Here is a 19,616-nt window from a genome sequence, read left to right on the forward strand (position 1 = left end):
CATCGGAAAATACCTTTATACACAGGAATTTCTCCCTTGGGGACAGAAATGGCAATTTATCATGTTAAATATAGCATTTTTTAGGTTTCCGCGCAAGCGGTAGTATGAGGTTTGGATGCGATAAAAAATAGACAAAAAGCTGACAAATTACAATTCTTTTATGTGTTGTAAAATCAATTGACATTCCATCCATTCTGATTTAGACTTTAATTAACATTTTGTCACGTATATTCAGGACTTTTCTTCGTCCCGTCACCCGTCCACCTTTTCTATCATTTCAGCAGCTATCCTGCATGTTCGCAGATCCTGTATATTCCTTGACCAGTCTGCGTTTTCTGAATGGCTGCCCGGGAGATAACATATGAATCAAACTCAGAAAAAACAGCAGTCCATGGACATGACCTCAGGGTCCATCACAAAGCTCCTGATCATGTTCGCGGTTCCTCTCGTGATCGGAAACCTTTTTCAACAGCTATACAACACTGTGGACAGTCTCGTTGTTGGAAACTTTGTCGGCTCCCATGCTCTCGCCGCCGTAGGTTCCACCACCAGCATCATCAACATGATCGTCATGTTCTTTACCGGTACCTCTGTTGGTGCCGGCGTCGTCATCAGCCGGTACTACGGGGCCCACGATGATGAAAAGCTTCACATTGCCGTGGAGACCACGATGGCAGTGACTTTCATCTGTGGGATCATTTTTACAGGTCTTGGAATCTTTGTTGCCCCCTATATGTTAAAATTTATGTCCACACCGGATGATGTCCTGCCGTCCGCCTCCGTATACTTAAAGATCTATTTTTCCGGCGTTTTCGGTCTGCTTGTATACAACATGGGAAGTGCTATCCTGCGTGCCGTTGGCGATACGAAGCGGCCGCTGTACTTCCTCTGTCTCTCCAGTGTCATGAATATCGGCCTTGACCTTCTTTTTGTAGTGGGATTCGGCATGGCCATCGAGGGGGTTGCATACGCGACGATCATCTCCCAGTTTATTTCCGCAATTCTCGTGCTCATCGTTCTCACCAGAAGCACGGAGAATTACCGCCTGACCTGGAAAGACCTGCGGATCGACAAAAAAATCTTCCGGCAGATCCTCATGATCGGACTTCCGACAGGATTTCAGCAGTCACTGACATCATTTTCCAACGTGTATGTCCAGTCCTACATCAACACCTTCGGATCCAGCTGTATGGCCGGATGGAGCAGCTACTCAAAGATCGACCAGTTTGTCTTTCTTCCGATGCAGAGTATCGGACAGGCATCCACGACCTTTATGAGCCAGAATCTTGGAGCCGGGAATCTGCCCCGCGCGAAAAAAGGAACCGGTGTGGCGCTCCGGCTGGCACTCCTCATTACATTCGCCAGCGCTGGGATCCTTTTCCTCTTTGCGCCTCGGCTCGTCGCAGTCTTCAACCAGGAGCCTGACGTTGTCCGGTACGGAACCATGTTTCTCCGGATGAACGTGTTCATGCTGGCATTCTGCTGCCCGAACCAGGTCGTTGCGGGCGCGATGCGCGGAGCCGGAGATTCCAGGACACCGATGCTGATCATGCTGTTCTCCTTTGTCCTGTTCCGCCAGATCTATCTCTATATCGCGACCTCGATCTGCAATACAGCCGCAGTTGTCGGATTCGGATATCCAGTGGGCTGGATCGTAGCTTCGGTTCTCGTAGAGCTCTACTATATGTCCGGAAAATGGGAGAAAAAGATCAATATGTAACCACTCCCTGCGTTCTTTCTATTCTCCTGTAAGTACCTGATCCAGGAGATCAGCTAACGGCACCATCGCCGCTTTCGCCTCCGCATACGTGTTTGTCTGGGCGCCCACCTCAATGAGGGCGGAACGCGCCCGGACATGCTCGTTATAGCGGAGGCCTTTTAAATAGATCTTTCGCGTAAGTCCCGGATATTTTCCAGCAGCCAGAAGCTGCATCTGAAAGCTGAACGCCAGGTTTTCCTTGAGATTTGGATTCGGAAGATACTCGATGGGGCCGTCCGGGCTCATGGATGTCCCGTTGAAGAACATGATCTTCGCGGTCTCCGTCCCGTCGATCTCCGTCACAAGTCTCGTCCCATCCGAGACGCCGTCCCGGTGGACATCCAAGACCACCTCGATAGACGGGTATTTCTGCAGGAGACCAGAGATCCCGTCGAGGGCGTAGGTATACGCCGCACTGCGGTCCAGCTTTCCGTTCCGGTAATCGTAGACGCTCTCATCATGGTACACGTTGTACCCCTTTTCCCTGAGAAGCTTCGCCAGGCACTCTCCGAGGTGGATCACGTCCGCCTCCGAATTTTCCGGGTAGTCGGCGTAGGTCTCCTGGGAGTGGGTGTGGTAGATCAGGATCTGGGGGATGTCGGCGTTTTTTTCGATGGAAAGGTCCGCGGCGAGGAAATTCTCCGCCCGCATCAGGTCCCGGCCCGCCGTTGTTGTGGGGTGGACGTTGTAGAATTTTTTCATCAGGTAGTCGTAATCGTTGAGTTTTTCTAAAATGATGCCGGAATTTCCGGTGTTGAAGGTTCCTGCTGCGAGCAGGCCTGCGAGTGTCGTCTTTTCATTCTGGGATGATCCGTTTTCTCCAGTTCCGCTTTTTCCCGAATTCCCCCATTCTTCTGAACTTTCTGTTTTTGTTCTGTCTTGTGCATTTTCATCCGCATTTCCGCTTCCCCATGCATTCTTCCCACGATCATCTCCGTAAACTCCCTGATTTTGTTCCCTGTCTGCGATCCATTCTGCCCGCAGCACCCCATTCTCATTCTCGATCCCAAATATCTCCTCATACTCCTTTGTCCGCCTGCTGCCATTTTTTCTGCTCTCCAGATAAAAAGCCGTACCCTCATCCTCCTTCCACGCCGGAAGAAATCCCCGTACCACATCATCCGCGATCCGCACCGCGTAATTTTCATAGAAATCCTTCCATGCGCCCGCACACAACTCACGTCCGAGATACAGAGCCGCCACGCAGACCACCGCCAACACGATCCACCGCCCGGCATACTGGATCATCCCGATGATATTTCCGATCATCTGCACAACAAACAGGCGGTCCGCCTGAAGCATCCGCTTAAAATAGTACCATCTCCGCCTCATATCTGCCGCCTGATTCGCCGTTTCTTTACAGTTTATGTGAATATGCGGTTATTCAGTACCTGCGCAACCATACTGCCGCCGCAAAATCCGAACCATATCAGCCAGGCACCAACAACCATTTCCGAATAAAAAATGCAGAGTTTATCACATATATCACGCAAATCTATGCAGTTCTGAACAACGCCTCATGGATCGCCTCCGAGATCGTAAAGCTCAGAAAATCCACCCGCTCATCAATATCATGGGGCGTCACATACATGGGACCGAGGTCCGGCTTTAAGAGTTCCTTAACAAGCTCATAAGATTCTTCTACCCGAAGAATTTCCAGCTTCTTCTCTCTGGATTTTCTTTTCTTTTCACCATTTCGATCTCTGTCCGAGTCTTCTGCTTCCCTTACCTCATCATCTTTTTTCAAAACATCACACCCTATCTTCTCCCTCAACACCTCCGTCATCACCTCCACCGTATCATACACGATCGCCGCCGCCCCGACGACCATCGGGATCCCGATCGCAAACACAGGAATCCCCAGTGTCTCCTCCGTCAGCCCGCTCCGGTGATTCCCGACCCCGGATCCCGGCTGGATCCCCGTATCAGAGAGCTGCACCGTGACTCCCAGTCTCCCGGCACTTCTCGCCGCCAACGCATCCACAACGATCACTGCGTCCGGCTCCGTCTCCTGCACAATGCCTTTCACGATCTCCGCCGTCTCCATCCCCGTCTGCGCCATGACCCCCGGCGTGATCCCGCTTAAGACCGGATACCCGTGCTTCCTGCAAAAATCCGTCCCATACTCCAGCTCCAGATGCCTCGTCGCTTGAAGATGCTCCAAAACCTTCGGGCCCAAAGCATCCGGCGTCGCCTCCGGATTTCCCAGGCCAACAACCAGAGTTCTCACCGGCCGCCCCATCTTCTCCGTCTCAAGCCCATGCTCCTTTAGCATCCCCCGCAAAAGCCCCGCCAACTCCTCCGAGACCTCCCTGTGATAATCATCATCCTTCTTCGCCAGCGAAGCCGCCTCCACCGTCAAATACATCCCCACCGGCTTTCCCAGCGCCTTCTCTCCTCTCTCATCACACACCGCGACCTCCGTCACCCGGATCCCAGTCTCCTCCTTCTCCCACTCCCGCACCCGGATCCCCGGAATCTCACTCCCCTGCACCTTCTCTCTCTCCTCCAGCGCCAGATCCGTCCTCACCGTAAACTCCACATCCGCCTGTCTCATAAACACGCCTCCTATCTCAACTTTCTCCTTATTTTTCTCGCAAAAAAGCAATTTATGTATTGACATACCGGGAAATATTCGCTAGAATGTAATAGTATGTTTACATTGAACTGTCCGTGTCCAGGCTTTGATGCAAAACAAACAGAGATAATTTTTTAAAATAATATGGAGGTGTACAGATTGGCTAACATCAAATCTGCAAAGAAAAGAATCGTAGTAGCAGAGACAAGAGCTGCTAGAAACAAAGCAATCAGATCCAAAGTGAAAACTTTCGTTAAGAAGGTAGAGGCTGCAATTACTGCTGGTGACAAGGCTGCTGCACAGGCTGCACTTCTTGCTGCTACAAGCGAAATCGATAAGGCTACTTCCAAGGGCGTATATCACAAGAATACCGCTTCCAGAAAAGTATCCCGTTTGGCTAAAGCTGTAAGCGCAATGGCTTAATTTATCATCGAACTGGATTATTACGCATAAATAAAAAGAACCGCTGTTTCCGAGGTGTGTCAGAAACAGCGGTTCTTTTTTATATCTCAGCACCGGTCAATGTACCCAGCAGGTTCGGAGACTCCTGCTCGATCTTTCTTATCGGATCCAGCTCCAGCACCGGTCAATGTACCCAGCTCCATCCAACCCCCAGCGCAGGCCTGCCTTCGGACCCGGATGCCTGATTGCGGGGGCTCTGGCTTCCTCTTGGCTCGCAGGAAAATGCGTTGGAGGAAAGGTGACACTTGTCTGAGCGCAGCGAGTTGTGTCACCTTTTCTCCGCCCTTAGCATTTTTCTGCAAGCCTAGAGGAACCGCCCCTGAAATCCACCAGCACCCGAATCCGAAGCCAGGCCTGCGCGTCCTTTTGCCAAGTTGATCCAACCTTACTCATACTTCTTCGCAATCAGCAACTCCACCGCCAACCGATCCGAGAGTCGACCGGTTTTCACAGCCTCCTCCGATTCCACACAAAACTCCACATAAGAAAGAATCTGCTCCCTCGTAAACGCCCTCGCCTGCGCCATCAGCTTCCCCGCCACAAACGGCGGTACCTTCACCCTGGACGCGATCTCACTCTTCTGCGCCCCCTTCCCCGCCAATTCCTTCACCTGCAGAAGCTGGTTAAACTGCTTCGCGATCAAAAACATGATCCGCATCGGCGGCTCCTTCAGAGTCAGAAGATCCTCATAGAGATCCATCGCCTTCCTCGTATTCCCCGCCACGATCGCCGTCACCATCTCAAAGATCCGGTTCGTCACATGGACCGTCCCGACCGCCTCCACGTCCTCCTTCGTGATCACCTCGCGCCCCATGGTATAGCAGATCAGCTTCTCCAGCTCCATCCTGATATTCTCCATGTCATCCCCGGTCCGCTCCATAAAATACTCCATGACCTGGCGCGTGATCTTCTTCCCGTCCTTCGAAAGGATCCCCGCTGCCCAGCGCATCAGCTGGTCCGCGTCCTGCTTCTTTAATTCCGCTGCATACCCGTTGTCCTTCACCTTCTTGTAGAGCTTATTCCTCTTGTCGACCTCATTCTCCACAAACACCATACATGTAGACTCCGGGATCTCCGGGATATAATTCACAAGCTCCTCCGGCGCACTGCTCTTAAAAAATCCGCTGCCATCGATCAGCACAAGTCTCCGCTCAGCAAAAAAAGGCATGGTGTCCGCGAGACTAATGATCTCTTTCACATCCTGTCCCTTGCCCTCAAAATAATTATAATTCATCGTGTCATCCCCGGCGATCGCCTCCCGGAGACGCTTTTTATAACTGTTCACAAGAAACGGCTCATCCCCAAACAGCAAATAGACTCTCCTAAATGTCTTATCCTTAATATCCTGGTTTAAAGTCTGCATAGCCGCCTCCGTAAACTGTCTTATTGGTATCATTTTGAAACTTTTCTAATTTTATCAGATATACGAACACTGGTCAAGCTGCGCCTTCGGGCGCTTCGCGTCCTCCTCATCCTTTTTCTTCACGAGCACCACCAGGCTGTACACGAAGAATACAATGAAGACGATCGCTGCGGACATCGCCGCTGGGCTGCTCCAGGACAGTGTGATAATGTAGGACGGGATGATATACGGCGCGAGGACCAGAAGTTCTAAGAGTTTCTTTCTCTTTACATTCGTATAGGCGGTTAAGAATACAAAAAAGCTTCCCGCCGCCACCGCGATGACTGTTGACGCGGTGGATATGATAAGCGTATTCCGGACCGCCTTCACTGTTCTCTCCTCATGCAGCATGTCCACATAGTTTTGCAGACCAAAGCCTCCGTCGGTCGTCAGGCTCATCCGAAGGAAACTTAAAATCGGCATAATGAATATGAAGCACACTGCGATGAAAAAGAGGATCCGGCCTGCAATTGTTTTAATTTTACTGGATTTCATGTTTTTTCCTCTTATTATAGAAACGCGATGTAAAATGCAAAACGGACTTTTTGTAAAATCCTTGTAAGCGGAAGTTAAAACTTTTCCTTCCGATGTAAAGCACGGTCAGTCTGTGTCAAGCGGAAGCATCGTTTTTATTTTGAGTTTCTTTCCATCTGTCCGGACCATGACAGCGCCGGAAAGGCCTGTTTCATAGATCTTTGATCCATGTTCTAAAAGCCGCTCCCGGACTTTCTCCGCAGGATGTCCGTACCGGTTCTTTCTTCCGTAGGAGAGGATCGTCACGGATGGGGACAGTTTTTCTATAAACTCTTCGCTGGATGAGGTGGCGGAACCGTGATGTCCGGCTTTTAAGATCGTCACCGGAGTCAGAACGCCGGAAGTCAAAAGTGTTTCCTCCCCGGATGTCTCCATATCTCCCGTGAGGAGAATGGAAAAACGTCCGTAGGTCAGGCGGAACACCAGGGATTCCTCATTCCGGTCCGTGAACTCTGTTCCGCCATCCGGCGACAGGCATTCCATGGACATTCCTTTTCCCGGAAAGTTATTCCATATATCTCCCTTTTGGGCATAAAAAACAGGAACATCCCGCTTTTTCGCAAGCTCCGCCATCTTCCCGTAGATCTCATCCTTTCCCGCCTCCGGCATCATGAGACCTCCCACCCGGATTCCCGATTCCGGGTGTTCCAGAAGATACCGGATCCCGTTCATGTGATCCTGGTCCCCGTGGGTCATGACCGCAAGATCCAGACGCGTCACCCCCTGGCTCTTAAGATACGGCACCAGAACCTTCTCTCCGATGGATTTCTGCTGGCTGCTGCCGCAGTCCACCAGGATCGTATGGGATTCGGAGCGCAGAACGATTCCGTCGCCCTGGCCTACGTCGAGGAATGTGGCAGAGAGTCCGGTTTGGCGGGATGGGAGCAGGAAAAGAAATGCCGCAAGCCAGGCGGCGCATAATAACACCAGGCGATGTTTTTTATTTTCCGCAATCTCCATCCCCCTCTCATAAACAACTGATCCGAATATCATCAATCCATAATAACACCCAATTTTCCATATTTCCGGCTGCCCCAGCACCAGCTCTGCCCCCGGAAGCTCCCCTGTCCAATTACATATCACCTCATAAAATTTCAAAATATAATGCGCGCCTCCAAGCATCGCACCCCCAACCGATTCTGATAAAAAAGACAGACCTAGTCCAAGAAATCCCGATATGACCACATACGTCATAAGCGGGATCACAATTAGATTTAAGAACACCCCGTAGACCGGTATCCCAAAAGAATGCCAGAGAATGACCGGCGCTGTCACCACCTGGATCGAAAGACTTGTAAAGAACGCGGACGCTGCCGCAGATATTTTTTCATCCGTAAAAAGCTTTTCCCCCCGCGAAGAAAAAAGCCTGCCGGGATAGATCAGTGATGTCACCGCAAGAAAGGACAGCTGAAAGGACGCCTGGGACAGCAGATACGGATGGGCAAGCAGCAATCCTGCCGCCGGAATACACATTGCCGTCGGAAGATCGTATGTCCGCCCTACGGCCGCCGCGAGAAAGGAGAGCCCTGCCATTGACACCGCCCGGGCCACAGACGCGCCGCTGCCCACCATCATGCCGTAGGCGCAGAGAAATCCCCCTGCGAAGATCCCGGAGATCCAGAACCCCGCCCCGCCTTTCCTGAAAATCTTCCAGATTCCCAGCCCCACAATGGAGACATGAAGCCCGCTGATGGCAAGGAGGTGGGATATCCCATTCTTCCGGTAAAGTTCATAAATTTCACTGTCCAGATCATCCTTCTCCCCAAAGAGAACCGCCGACAGAATTCCAGCGTCCTCCGGGAGAGCGATCGCCTTTAACTGCTCAGAAAAGCACCTCCGGATCCGGTACAGGCTGTCCGAAAATACATGTACCTTCCCGCCAGTCACCGTATATCCCTCCACATAGATGATCCCGGAAATTCCGCGGGACCTGCAATACAGACGGTAGTCAAACGCCCCAGGATTTCTCGCCGGATCTGCCGTTTTTCCCTCTCCGAAGACTCGGATTTTCTCACCGACAGCGGGTGATGGTTTTTGCTTCGAAACCGCCTCAGCTGCTTCCCCTGTTTTATTCACATCCAGATAACATAAAACTCTTCGAAGCTTCTCACCAGACTCCCCATCTTTACCTTCCATTGCGCAATCCCTAAGCACGACCTCCAGCGTCCCATCCTTCTCCTTCACCGACTGGACAGTTCCCTGAAGAACCACGCCATCCTCATGTTCCTCCCGGAAAAATCCCTCCTCCCGGGAGAAAACCGCCTGCTCCGCTCCCATCCGAAGACATCCGGCAGACATTCCCGCCACAAAAAGAAAGACCGGCAGCCCATATCTGCTCTTCCGGCGGGCAAACACGCACACCAAAAAGAGCAGCCAGACTGCCAGTCCAAAAATCATCTGCTCTGCCGGGATCCACAGGTTCAGTGCCTCTCCAAGTACCAATCCCCCTGTCACACACAGCAAAGGCCTTTTAATCGTTTTTTCCTCCTACGATATAATCGTAATTTCGTTCAAATACCGTGCTTAACGGAATCTGGTCCCGGAACACATCGTCCTGGGATCCGTTGATCCGGATCTGCACACGGCTCACCGTCGAGAGCTCCGCAAGGGAATCCACGATGGAATAGATCGGAATATATGCCGCCACATCCAGAGTGCTGTTTAAAAACGCCGCGTCAAGGTTGATTGAGCAGACCGAATCATTGACGGACACATTCAAAAGCTTCACATCTGACGGGATCGTCGCATAATGTCCAAGCTCCTGAGGACCTTCGATCAGCTGTTCCACGATGAGGCGCTCCAGGGATGTATTGCTGTTCTGCATAACTTCCCGCTTTTCCTCCACCAGCTGGTCTCCCGCCTCATTGGCAAAATACAGCGTCAGCTCCGTCCGCTCGAAGGAGTTGACATCGCGGATGCTGTCCACAAAATCAGAGGCGGAAAGCATTCCCACCGGGTTTCCCGCAGCGTCCGTGATCGGCTGCTCCGCGCAGTAGATGCTCAGATACTCGATATCCGGAATCTGGGTCAGTGTTTTCGTCAGCGCCGCCCGGCACAGGATCTCCTGCACCGAATTCATCAGCGCATAGTTGGCATCTGCATATAAATACAGAACATTCCCCTCGATCCGGTAGGTGATCTTTTCGATCCGCTCCGGCAGCGCTCTCTGACAATCGAGGTCCGCCGGCACATTTCCCATCTTATCGAGAAGTTCCCGGACCAGTGCATCCAGGTCCGTCGTCTCCGTCCGGTACTCGCTTCCAACGAGCTGGATCCCGGACGTGTTTAAATAGTAGATCGTATAGGCATTTCCGCTCTGCTCCACGGTCGTCTTTCCCGTACAGCCGCTTAAGGCGAACAGGACCGCGAAGAGGAGAAAAAACACCCGAAACATCCTAAATTTCTTCATTTTTCTCCCTCCTACGGAATATAGATCAACGGGATCCGCACCATAAAGGTACTTCCCTCGCCCTCGACACTGTCCACACGGATCGCGCCGTGATGCATCAGGACCACACTTTTCGTGATCGCAAGTCCAAGCCCTGTTCCGCCGGTCTCCCTGGATCTCGCCTTGTCCACGCGGTAGAAGCGTTCGAACACGCGCTCCTTAAACTCCGCAGGAATACCGATTCCGGAATCCGCAACCTTTAAATAGAAGAACTTGTGGTCGGCATCCAGTGTGACCCGGACCCATCCGTCTTCCTTATTATATTTGACCGCATTCTCCACCAGGTTATTCACCGCCAGGGAGAATTTCACCTCGTCAATATCCGCTGAGACATCGCGCTTACTCTCGAAGATCAGCTCGATATTCCGCTTTCTGGCGATGGGACGCAGGCGTTTTAAGACCATCTCGATCAGTCCGTTGATCTGGACCTGGCAGCAGGAAAGTCCCGAGGACGCCTTGTCCATGCGGACCAGAGTCAGAAGATCGTCGATGATCTTACTCTCACGGTCGATCTCATCGGAGATATCGTGCATGAATTCCTGGTAAAGTTCCTTCGGCGTGTCCTCCATTCCCATCAGGGAATCCGCAAGGACACGGATCGACGTGATCGGAGTCTTGAGCTCATGGGAGACATTGGAAACAAACTCCTGTCTCGACTGGTCCACGGCCTTCAGCTTCTCCAGGGTTTTATTGATGGTCTCGGAGATCTGCTTTGTCTCCCGGTACGCCTCCTCATTGACATCCTCATCCAGGTTTCCCTCACCTACACGCCGGATCGACGCGATCAGGCTTCCAAAGGGCTTCATGATAAAATGGACCGAGAGGACCGCAAGGATCAGCAGGATCACGAAGATCATCATCTCGTACAGGGATGCCTTATCATTCAGACTGTCCTCCAGACTGTACATGCTCTCCGTCGACGCTGTCACGATCATCACGCCCGCAGTCTTTCCCGTTGTGATGGTTCCCGTCTCCTGCTCAAACTCCGGAATTGGGATTGCCAGGACGAAATAGTGTTTCAGGCTGTCATACCGGCTCGTATTCTCACCCTGGAAGCACCTGATCACCTCATTGGAAATCAATGTCTTTCCCTTCGAGAGAGAAAACGTATCCTCTACGATCTTAAACCCGGAGTTTACGATCAGGATCCGTCCACTGAAGATATCCGAGAGCAGGGAGAGCTCCGTATCGATGGCGGCGTTGTCCACCACCGAGTTTGTGAGATATCCAGTTCTTGACATCTTATTGCTCAGGATCTGACACTGATTCTGGACATCAATGATCCGGCGCTCCACCTGACTCTGTCTTGAGGAACTGGCAAGGATCCGGCTCTCCACGAGAAGCGGGATCATACAGAACATCACCATCAGGATGATCAGGGGAACCTTGACGCTCGGCGTATGCTTCCGGTAAATTTTCCGGATCCTTTCCCTAATTTTTCTCATGTTCCTCTTCCATCTTTCTCGTTGCCGTCACAGCAAGGCTGCCCGGTCCGATATGGCACGCGATGCTTAAGGAAAGCGGTGCCATGTATACATCAGCATTCGGGAAGCGCTCTTCGACCTCTTTCTTAAACTCCAGCGCTGCTTCCTCGTTGTCGGTGTGGGCGATTGCCAGATGGCAGTTTCTGCACTCACTGTCGTGAAGCCTCCCGTCCAGCTCTTTCTGGATCGCGTTCATCATCATGGTCTTTGCCTGCTTCATGGTACGGGCTTTCGCGAAGGAATCAAGCTTTTCACCTAAAATGATCAGCACTGGCTTGATTTTTAAAAGTGTGCCGAGAGCCGCTGCAGCCGGTGTGATCCGGCCGCCCTTTTTCAGGTATTTTAAGGTATCGACGGTGATGAAGATGACGGAATCAGCCGCAGTCTTCTCCAGGCGCTTCTTGATCTGCGTTCCGTCCATCCCCATAGCTGCCAGCATCTGCGCGTCCTTTACAGACTGATACTGGGTCACGGAGATCCGTCGATTGTCAACGACGAACACTTTTCCCTCGTACTCATCCTCTCCCGCCAGCATCATCGCTGTGGAGCAGGATCCGGAAAGTCCGGAGGACATCGGGATATGGATGATCTGGTCATACTCTTTTAAGAGCTTGTCCCACATCTTCAGGATGGAATCTGGTGTGGGCTGGGAGGTAGCGATATCAGCATTGTCCTTTAATCTCTGGTAGAACTGCTCCCGTGTCAGTGTGATATCTTCGTAATATGTTTCTCCATCTATCATAAACGGCATTGGCAGAACCGCAACTCCCATCTCTTTTGCCTGAGCCTGGGTGATTCCGCTGTTGCTGTCTGTTACAACTGCAATTTTCATACAAAACTGCCCCTTTCTGTTTCTCTTTCGTCCGCCCTCTTTCTCTCCATTCCATACGGACAGGACTCGCTCCTATTTTAACCGATTTCCTACCTAAATGGAAGTGCAAAACTGCCCAAACTGTGGACGAAATAGAAAATTTATGATATGCTGAGCAGTAAGTGAGTGAAAAACATGCTCGCATGTTTGGCACGAGCGGCGAAGCGGATTACGGCAGCCGCAAAGCAGCGCTTAGTGTGAAAGCGCAGACCGTAATATGCAATGTATTTTTAATATGGGGGTACAGATTATGCCTTATTGTCCGAAATGCGATATGGAATTTGTCGAGGGAATCAAAGTCTGCAGCGATTGCGGCGGTCCCCTCGTGGAATCAAAAGAAGTGGCGGAAGCCATGAAAAAGAAGGAACAGGAAGAACAGCTTGCCGCCATGGCGCAGGAGATGGATCCGTTTTCCGGTGAAGGGACTGATACGGAGTTCTCCGGGGATAATCCACCCGAGAAGTCTTCCCCGGCCGCTGAGCCGGTCCACGCCTACGTGGATAAGGGCCAGCGCTACGATGACATGAGTTCCTCCGCATCCGCGTTCTTCTTAGTCGGCGGGGTACTTGCCATCGGCGCGGCACTCTGCCTTCTGGGAATTTTCCATCTCCCAATGGCAGGATTCCAGAAATATATGTTTGAGGGCGTTCTCGTTGTTCTCGCCATCGGCAGCTTTGTCGTTGCAGTCTCCTCAAGGAAGCGCGCTGCCGAGTTAAAGGTGGAAGCCGACGATGAAAAACGCCAGACCCAGGAGATCATCGATTGGTTCTTAAAGAATTACTCCGCAAAAGAGCTGGATGAGCAGCTTCTGATGGAAGACCCGGACCTCTCCGGCGAGGAACTGAGTCTCAAGCGCTTCGAGCTGATCCAGGATTTCCTCATCACCGGCCGCGACATCCCTGACCAGTCCTATGCGGATTCGCTCTGTGAGACGCTGTATACGAAGCTATACGATCAGGAATAATTCTCAATTGGTAACTATTCAGTCCCTTCATAGTTACGTGCAAAAATCCCATCAGCTTCGCTGATGGGATTTTTGCCTTCCAGCCTATGTTTTCTTACGGTCAGCGCAGCAAGCGCGCAGACCTACTGAACAGTTACCTCAATTGTACATAAAAGACTGTCTGACCGATGAACCTGATTCATCAGCCGGGCAGTCTTTTTAATTTTCTTATTCAAATTTCACGATTTCCTTCTTCAGCCTCATCATGATCTTCTTCTCCAACCTCGAAATATATGACTGGGAGATCCCCATGAGATCCGCCACCTCTTTCTGCGTCATCTCCGCCCCATCCCGGCGCTTCAGACCATAGCGCAGCTCCACGATTTTTCTCTCCCTCGGGCTTAAGCGGCTCACCGCATTCTTAAGAAGGTCTTTTTCCACCTCATCCTCCATGTCTTTATAGATCACATCCTCCTCCGTCCCGAGAATATCCGACAGCAGAAGCTCATTCCCGTCCCAGTCCACGTTTAACGGCTCATCGATGGAAACCTCAAGCTTCATCTTGCTGGTCCTACGAAGATACATCAGGATCTCATTCTCAATACATCTGGACGCATAGGTCGCCAGCTTGATATTTTTCGTCGGGTTAAAGGTGTTGATGGCCTTGATGAGTCCAATGGTCCCGATGGAGATCAGGTCCTCTACGCCAACGCTGGTATTGTCAAATTTCTTTGCTATGTAGACAACCAGGCGGAGATTGTGCTCGATCAACTCTGCCTTTGCCTCTTTCTCCTCTTCGGTTCCAAACTTATTTAACGCCTCAGTCTCCTCCTTCAGTGACAGCGGAGCCGGAAGAATATCCGCACCTCCAATATAATGGATCTCCCCCCGCTCCGGACGAATCATCGTGCGGAACCCCATCACTTTTTTGAGGCGGAACCGGTTTGGCATAGAAATTCTCATAATCATACTCATTCTCTCCTTTTTCTAACTGTTAGTCACCTTCACAGTTATTTTTTCACACATCGTCGTTCAGACTTCATGTCAATCCCCTATTGCCACAGGCACATTTTCCCCTGACACCAGACACTCCGGCAGTATCATCGTAAAATCCTTCCCGAAAAACAGAGGTTCCTTCGAAATCGCCACGATCGGACGCTCGATCCGGATACTCCCGCACTCTTCGGACATGACCTCCATCCGGTCAAAGAGAACTCCCGGCAGCATTCCATTTTCCGTTCCGACAGCCCGGTATGGGATCATAAGGACTCCCGCCTTCTCGCCTAAGAACTCTTTCGCATCCGCCGCCGCGATAATGCTCACCGGCTTTCCCGTCACAGGCTCCACGAGCCGATTCCCTGAATCCGCCATCGCCGTGAACTCCTTCGACTTTTCATTTAAGAAAAGACGGACCTGATACCGTGTTTTCCCGATCATCGGCCGCCTCACAAGAGCTACCGCCAAGAAACGAACTCCCATACAGAAAAATCCCATAAACATCAGACTTTTCCAGCCTGTAAGAAAACACCGCTCCCGCAGAATCGCCAGCCCACTCTGCAAAATCCCTGCGGATAAGACCAGGACTCCCAGTTCCTTCCCGCGCCACTTCAAAACTTTCATCCAGGAATCTCCTCTATCTGCAGAAGCATTCCTTTTCTCCTGGCGCATGGTCTGTTTTCCCGGAAAAGCGATCCAGATCATCAAAAATCCTGTCACCAGCAGTTTCCAAACTTCCCATATCCCAGCGAATACCGGCTGTCCGCCTGCAGGACATCTTCCCATAAGTTCCAGATAAACGCTTCCAGTACTGCAGAGTCCCCCGGCGATCCCGGCGCCCAGAAGTCTCAAGGCCTCTGCCCGCCTTCTCATAAGCACCGCCGCCAGCCATAAGATCAAAACATCCCGGTACACCTCCTCCAGAAAAAAGAGATCGGCGTACCAATCATACTCCACCGGACTTCCTCCTTTCCCTGGCATCCCTTTCTGATGTTTTCCCATAGTATACCTGTCTTTCTCTCCAGAATTTGTCAAAGCAGGGACGAGAAATTTGAAAACCCATCGGGTCGTTTTAACAGAATCTCTCCTGTTTTTTCATGAAGATCAGAGATTTCCGCAGACATTTGTGGAATACACGAAAAAAGAAGAACAAAAAGAGAGCAGATCTGGACAATTTTTGTCGCGATCTGCGGTGAAATTTCAGAAATATTTCGCGCGAGTGCGCATCATTGGCACGTTAGTGCCTTTTGTGTAATAGGGAATTCCTCGGAATTTCCTATTACACAAAAAGACCTGGAAAAGATTTCTCTCTTCCAGGTCTCAATATGTTCATAAATTGTAACTGTTCAATAGGTCTGCGCACTTGCTGCGCTGACCGTAAGAAAACATAGGCTGGAAGGCAAAAATCCCATCAGCGAAGCTGATCTGGAATGGATTTTTGCACGTAACTATGAAGGTACTGAATAGTTACCATAAATTAAATTCCAATACGGCTTGTCCGTCCTCAGAATCTTATCTGCGGTTCTTTAAGAAATCCGGGATATTGATCTGGGTCTCGCCGCGCTGTGCCGGACGGTAAACCGGGGCATTTCCAGTCGGGATGTTGTACTTCGGTGCGGAAGTCTCTGTTGTAGCTGCTGCCTCAGACGGAGTCTTTACGGACGGAGCAGTTCTCTGAACCGGGGCCTGCTGAGCCGGTACCTTTGTCTTGTAGTTTGTGAAATCCTTCATTGCGCGCTCAACCGGTGTGTTTGCACCGTGTGCGTCAAGGCCTGTAGCGATAACTGTGATCGTTACCTCGTCCTCCGCATTCTCATCGTACATAGCGCCGAAGATGATGTTAGCGTCATCGCCTGCAAGCTCCTGAACATAGCCAGCAGCCTCGTTTGCCTCGATCAGGCTGATGTCGCCGGAAATGTTGATGATAACGTGGGAAGCACCCTCGATGGTTGTCTCAAGAAGCGGGCTGGATACAGCCTGCTTAACAGCCTCAAGTGCCTTCTCGTCGCCCTTCGCCTTACCAATACCGATATGAGCGATGCCCTTATCTGTCATAACAGTCTGAACATCAGCGAAGTCAAGGTTGATAAGACCCGGAACATTGATCAGGTCTGTGATTCCCTGTACTGCCTGAAGAAGAACCTCATCGGCTTTCTTTAATGCATCCGGCATGGTTGTCCGTCTGTCAACGATCTCAAGGAGACGGTCGTTTGGGATCACGATCAGAGTATCCACTGCGTTCTTTAAGTTCTCGATTCCCTTTAACGCGTTGTTCATTCTCTGTCTGGCTTCGAAGCGGAACGGCTTTGTTACAACGCCGACTGTAAGAATTCCCATGTCTTTTGCGATCTGAGCGATCACCGGAGCTGCACCGGTACCGGTTCCGCCTCCCATACCACAGGTAACGAATACCATATCTGCGCCCTTAAGTGCCTGGGAGATTTCCTCCTGGCTCTCCTCAGCTGCCTTCTCGCCGATCTCCGGCTTTGCGCCTGCGCCGAGTCCCTTTGTGAGCTTCTCACCGATCTGCATGGCAGTCGGAGCTTTACAGAACTGAAGCGCCTGTTTATCTGTGTTGATACCGATAAACTCAACGCCCATAATATTTTCTTCTACCATGCGGTTTACCGCGTTATTTCCGGCACCGCCGACACCGATCACAAGAATTCTTGCGGCATTCTCTGCCTCGTTTATCTTAATCTCTAACAAGAATGTCTCCTCCTTTAATATCTATCAATCTATTACATCTGTATTAGCATGGTCATAAAAATCCCAAGTTAATCTAACATATATCATATTTGATTTTTTGAAAAATATCAACCTTAAATTTATGGTTTTTTTGAAAAAAACACTGATTTTCCGCTGTCCCCGGCCTAAGCTTTCTTACGGTCAGCGCAGCAAGTGCGCAGACCTGATGAATCGTTACTCTAATTCTTCTTCACAAAACGGTACGTCGGGCTGGAATTCGTCTCGTCATAGGTATCCAGATACAGCGTACCCGAAAGTCCTGTGAGCTCCGTCATGATATCGTGAAGCTCCGCGATCTTTCCGTCAAGGCTATCCGAATTTCCAAGCTCCACCGTGATGTCCCCCATCACAAGCTCCGCCTCATTGTAGCTGTTATAGTTGATCTTGTCCACCTGGATATCGCTGACATTCAGCACCTGGGTCAGGTTTAAGATCTCGCCGAAAATATCCTGATCCGCCACCGGAAGCGGCTGGTGCAGGACGATATGTCCGAACTCGAGACCAGCGATCACCGGAACGCCCGGAAGCTGCTCGGAAGAGCTCTCCACAATGATTCCGTCCTTATCGAAGTACATGTAGCTGCTCATGTAGGAGACGCAGCCCACAACGCTCTTCTCAAACACAACGACCTCCACCTTTGTGGGGCTCTTGAAATTGATCTTATATTCCTCGATAAACGGAATGGACTTGTGCTCCTTAAACCGGTTCTGATAATAGCAGAACGCGGAATTTCTGGACCACTTGCCGTCAAATAAGAGCGACTCGATCTGTTCCTTCGTATACTGCTTATTTCCGCTCACTTCCACATCCTTGATCCGTATCGAAAAGACAAGAACGAGAAGAATGACGAGAATCGCCAGGATCACTCCAATGATGATCCCCGTCTTTCTTCCTCCTCTCCTGTTGTACATTCCAAATCCGCTGCTGCTTCTTCTTCCGAAATGGAAATTGAAGCCGCGTCTTCCAAATCCAAGACCTCTTCTTCTAAATAACATTTTCTCTTCACCTGTTATCTGATCACTTGTTCTCACGTAACATCATTGGGACCCGCGCACCTGCCACACTGATCACCGGAAGACTCTGGTCTGGAGCAAAAAACCCATTGCCACGATCATCACAGCTCATCTTCCTCTATGTCTGCCCCAAGCTTTCTCAAATCTCTTCCGATATCCTCGTACCCGCGCTTTAAATGTCCACTGTCCGAGATCACGCTGAGTCCGTCCGCCGCCAGGGCCGCCACCAAAAGCGCCGCCCCGCCGCGAAGATCCGGCGTCTCCGCAATTCCCGGAACAAGAGGATATCTTCCTCTTATTATGGCTGTATCTTTATGGAGCGATACGTCGGCCCCAAAGGCTGCAAGCCGCATCGCCGCCTCAAACCGTGCCTCATACACGGTCTCTTTAAACCGACTCTCCCCGCTTCCCGCTGCCTCCACGGCGAGAAAGACAGACTGAAGATCCGTCGGAAATCCCGGGTATGGCCCGGTGTCGATCTCGACCCCGGCCGGACGCCGTTCCATCACCATACCGATCCTGGCTTTCGGTCCGGTCGCCCCGGATATCCGGATCCCGGCTCCCATTTTTCGGAGTGCCTTTAACGGTTCTACCAGAACCACCGGATCCACACCGGTGATCTCGATCTCCCCGCCGGCTGCCGCTGCCGCCGCCAGGTATGTCCCCGCACAGATTCTGTCTCCTGCCGTCACATGATCCGTCGGAAAGAGCTTTTCCACCCCATCCACCGTGATAGTCCCGGTGCGCTCCCCGGATATCTTTGCTCCCATAGAACGCAGGAAGCTGCAGAGTTCCACGATCTCCGGCTCCCTGGCACAGTTTAGGAGCTTTGTCGTGCCGGATGCCAGAGCGGCAGCCATCAACGCGTTCTCCGTCGCCCCGACACTGGGATATGGAAAACGGAATGTTGTTCCACAAAGCTTTTTCGCTTTTGCAATCAGCATTCCGCCATCATCAAGTATCTCTGCTCCCATTGCCCGGAGCACATCCAGGTGAAAATCGATCGGACGTTTTCCGATCACACAGCCGCCCGGATACCAGGTCGTCACCTCCCCGGCCCTGGATAACAGCGGTCCCAAAAGCAGGCTGGAAGACCGCATCTTCCCCACCGTCTTCTCGGAGATCACCGTTCCAGAAAGCCCGGAGGCATCGATCTCCAGGACATCGTCCTGAAACATCACCTGACACCCAAGGTCCCTTAAGATCTCCGCCATGAGGAACACGTCCGAAATTCTCGGAACATTCCGTATCTCGGTTCTTCCCTCTGTCAAAAGACTCACCGCCATCATGGGCAGCACCGCGTTTTTTGCACCCTGGACTTTTATTTTTCCATGCAGAGGCTTAAGCCCCTGAACTTTAAACACCTGCAAACCGATTC

The 19,616-nt window shown here is 51.3% G+C and carries 16 protein-coding genes; 3 read left to right on the top strand and 13 right to left on the bottom strand.

The window, feature by feature from the left end:
* Positions 1-361: 361 nt before the first annotated feature.
* A complete protein-coding gene (locus ABCW45_RS10955) occupies positions 362-1,720 on the top strand; it encodes an MATE family efflux transporter (RefSeq protein ID WP_343220837.1) in 1,359 nt (452 codons plus the stop codon).
* Positions 1,721-1,738: 18 nt separating this feature from the next.
* Here the strand turns inward: ABCW45_RS10955 and ABCW45_RS10960 are convergent, their stop codons facing one another.
* The gene (locus ABCW45_RS10960) at positions 1,739-3,091 is read right to left on the bottom strand and encodes a stage II sporulation protein P (RefSeq protein WP_343220838.1); all 1,353 of its coding nucleotides are present in this window, start codon (positions 3,089-3,091) and stop codon (positions 1,739-1,741) included.
* 163 nt (positions 3,092-3,254) lie between these two features.
* Positions 3,255-4,316 (bottom strand): GPR endopeptidase, encoded by a 1,062-nt coding sequence (gene gpr, locus ABCW45_RS10965; protein WP_343220839.1) that lies wholly within the window; start codon positions 4,314-4,316, stop codon positions 3,255-3,257.
* A 180-nt stretch (positions 4,317-4,496) separates the two neighbouring features.
* Here gpr and rpsT point away from each other — a divergent pair, with 180 nt between their 5' ends.
* The gene (rpsT, locus tag ABCW45_RS10970) at positions 4,497-4,760 is read left to right on the top strand and encodes a 30S ribosomal protein S20 (RefSeq protein WP_021905348.1); all 264 of its coding nucleotides are present in this window, start codon (positions 4,497-4,499) and stop codon (positions 4,758-4,760) included.
* 424 nt (positions 4,761-5,184) lie between these two features.
* Here the strand turns inward: rpsT and holA are convergent, their stop codons facing one another.
* The 6 genes from holA to ABCW45_RS11000 all read right to left on the bottom strand — a co-directional run bounded on the left by holA (position 5,185) and on the right by ABCW45_RS11000 (position 12,499).
* A complete protein-coding gene (gene holA / locus ABCW45_RS10975; protein WP_117552825.1) occupies positions 5,185-6,162 on the bottom strand; it encodes a DNA polymerase III subunit delta in 978 nt (325 codons plus the stop codon).
* Between the two features lie 54 nt (positions 6,163-6,216).
* On the bottom strand, positions 6,217-6,696 hold the full coding sequence (locus ABCW45_RS10980; protein ID WP_117512789.1) for a hypothetical protein: 480 nt from the start codon (positions 6,694-6,696) through the stop codon (positions 6,217-6,219).
* Positions 6,697-6,801: 105 nt separating this feature from the next.
* A complete protein-coding gene (locus ABCW45_RS10985; protein ID WP_343220840.1) occupies positions 6,802-9,177 on the bottom strand; it encodes a DNA internalization-related competence protein ComEC/Rec2 in 2,376 nt (791 codons plus the stop codon).
* 28 nt (positions 9,178-9,205) lie between these two features.
* Positions 9,206-10,144 carry a GerMN domain-containing protein gene (locus ABCW45_RS10990; protein ID WP_015555043.1) on the bottom strand — a complete coding sequence of 313 codons (939 nt, stop codon included), beginning with the start codon at positions 10,142-10,144 and terminating at the stop codon, positions 9,206-9,208.
* 11 nt (positions 10,145-10,155) lie between these two features.
* On the bottom strand, positions 10,156-11,628 hold the full coding sequence (locus ABCW45_RS10995; protein ID WP_343220841.1) for a sensor histidine kinase: 1,473 nt from the start codon (positions 11,626-11,628) through the stop codon (positions 10,156-10,158).
* On the bottom strand, positions 11,615-12,499 hold the full coding sequence (locus tag ABCW45_RS11000; protein ID WP_343220842.1) for a DegV family protein: 885 nt from the start codon (positions 12,497-12,499) through the stop codon (positions 11,615-11,617). The genes ABCW45_RS10995 and ABCW45_RS11000 overlap by 14 nt, the downstream gene beginning before the upstream one ends.
* A gap of 289 nt (positions 12,500-12,788) precedes the next feature.
* Between ABCW45_RS11000 and ABCW45_RS11005 the strand changes: the two genes are divergently transcribed.
* Positions 12,789-13,502 carry a YiaA/YiaB family inner membrane protein gene (locus ABCW45_RS11005; RefSeq protein ID WP_117470929.1) on the top strand — a complete coding sequence of 238 codons (714 nt, stop codon included), beginning with the start codon at positions 12,789-12,791 and terminating at the stop codon, positions 13,500-13,502.
* Between the two features lie 207 nt (positions 13,503-13,709).
* Here ABCW45_RS11005 and sigE read toward each other — a convergent pair whose 3' ends face one another.
* The 5 genes from sigE to murA all read right to left on the bottom strand — a co-directional run bounded on the left by sigE (position 13,710) and on the right by murA (position 19,602).
* Positions 13,710-14,450: an RNA polymerase sporulation sigma factor SigE gene (gene sigE / locus ABCW45_RS11010; protein ID WP_117470930.1), complete on the bottom strand. Its 741-nt coding sequence runs from the start codon at positions 14,448-14,450 to the stop codon at positions 13,710-13,712.
* Positions 14,451-14,525: 75 nt separating this feature from the next.
* A complete protein-coding gene (locus ABCW45_RS11015) occupies positions 14,526-15,434 on the bottom strand; it encodes a sigma-E processing peptidase SpoIIGA (RefSeq protein WP_158552989.1) in 909 nt (302 codons plus the stop codon).
* 555 nt (positions 15,435-15,989) lie between these two features.
* Positions 15,990-17,186: a cell division protein FtsZ gene (gene ftsZ / locus ABCW45_RS11020; RefSeq protein WP_117470932.1), complete on the bottom strand. Its 1,197-nt coding sequence runs from the start codon at positions 17,184-17,186 to the stop codon at positions 15,990-15,992.
* A 218-nt stretch (positions 17,187-17,404) separates the two neighbouring features.
* Complete coding sequence (locus ABCW45_RS11025) at positions 17,405-18,220, bottom strand: cell division protein FtsQ/DivIB (RefSeq protein WP_343220843.1); 816 nt, start codon at positions 18,218-18,220, stop codon at positions 17,405-17,407.
* A gap of 119 nt (positions 18,221-18,339) precedes the next feature.
* The gene (murA, locus tag ABCW45_RS11030) at positions 18,340-19,602 is read right to left on the bottom strand and encodes a UDP-N-acetylglucosamine 1-carboxyvinyltransferase (RefSeq protein ID WP_242990596.1); all 1,263 of its coding nucleotides are present in this window, start codon (positions 19,600-19,602) and stop codon (positions 18,340-18,342) included.
* Positions 19,603-19,616: the final 14 nt, after the last annotated feature.

It is taken from the genome of Pilosibacter fragilis, from assembly GCF_032490495.1.
GTDB classification, from domain to species: domain Bacteria; phylum Bacillota; class Clostridia; order Lachnospirales; family Lachnospiraceae; genus Pilosibacter; species Pilosibacter fragilis.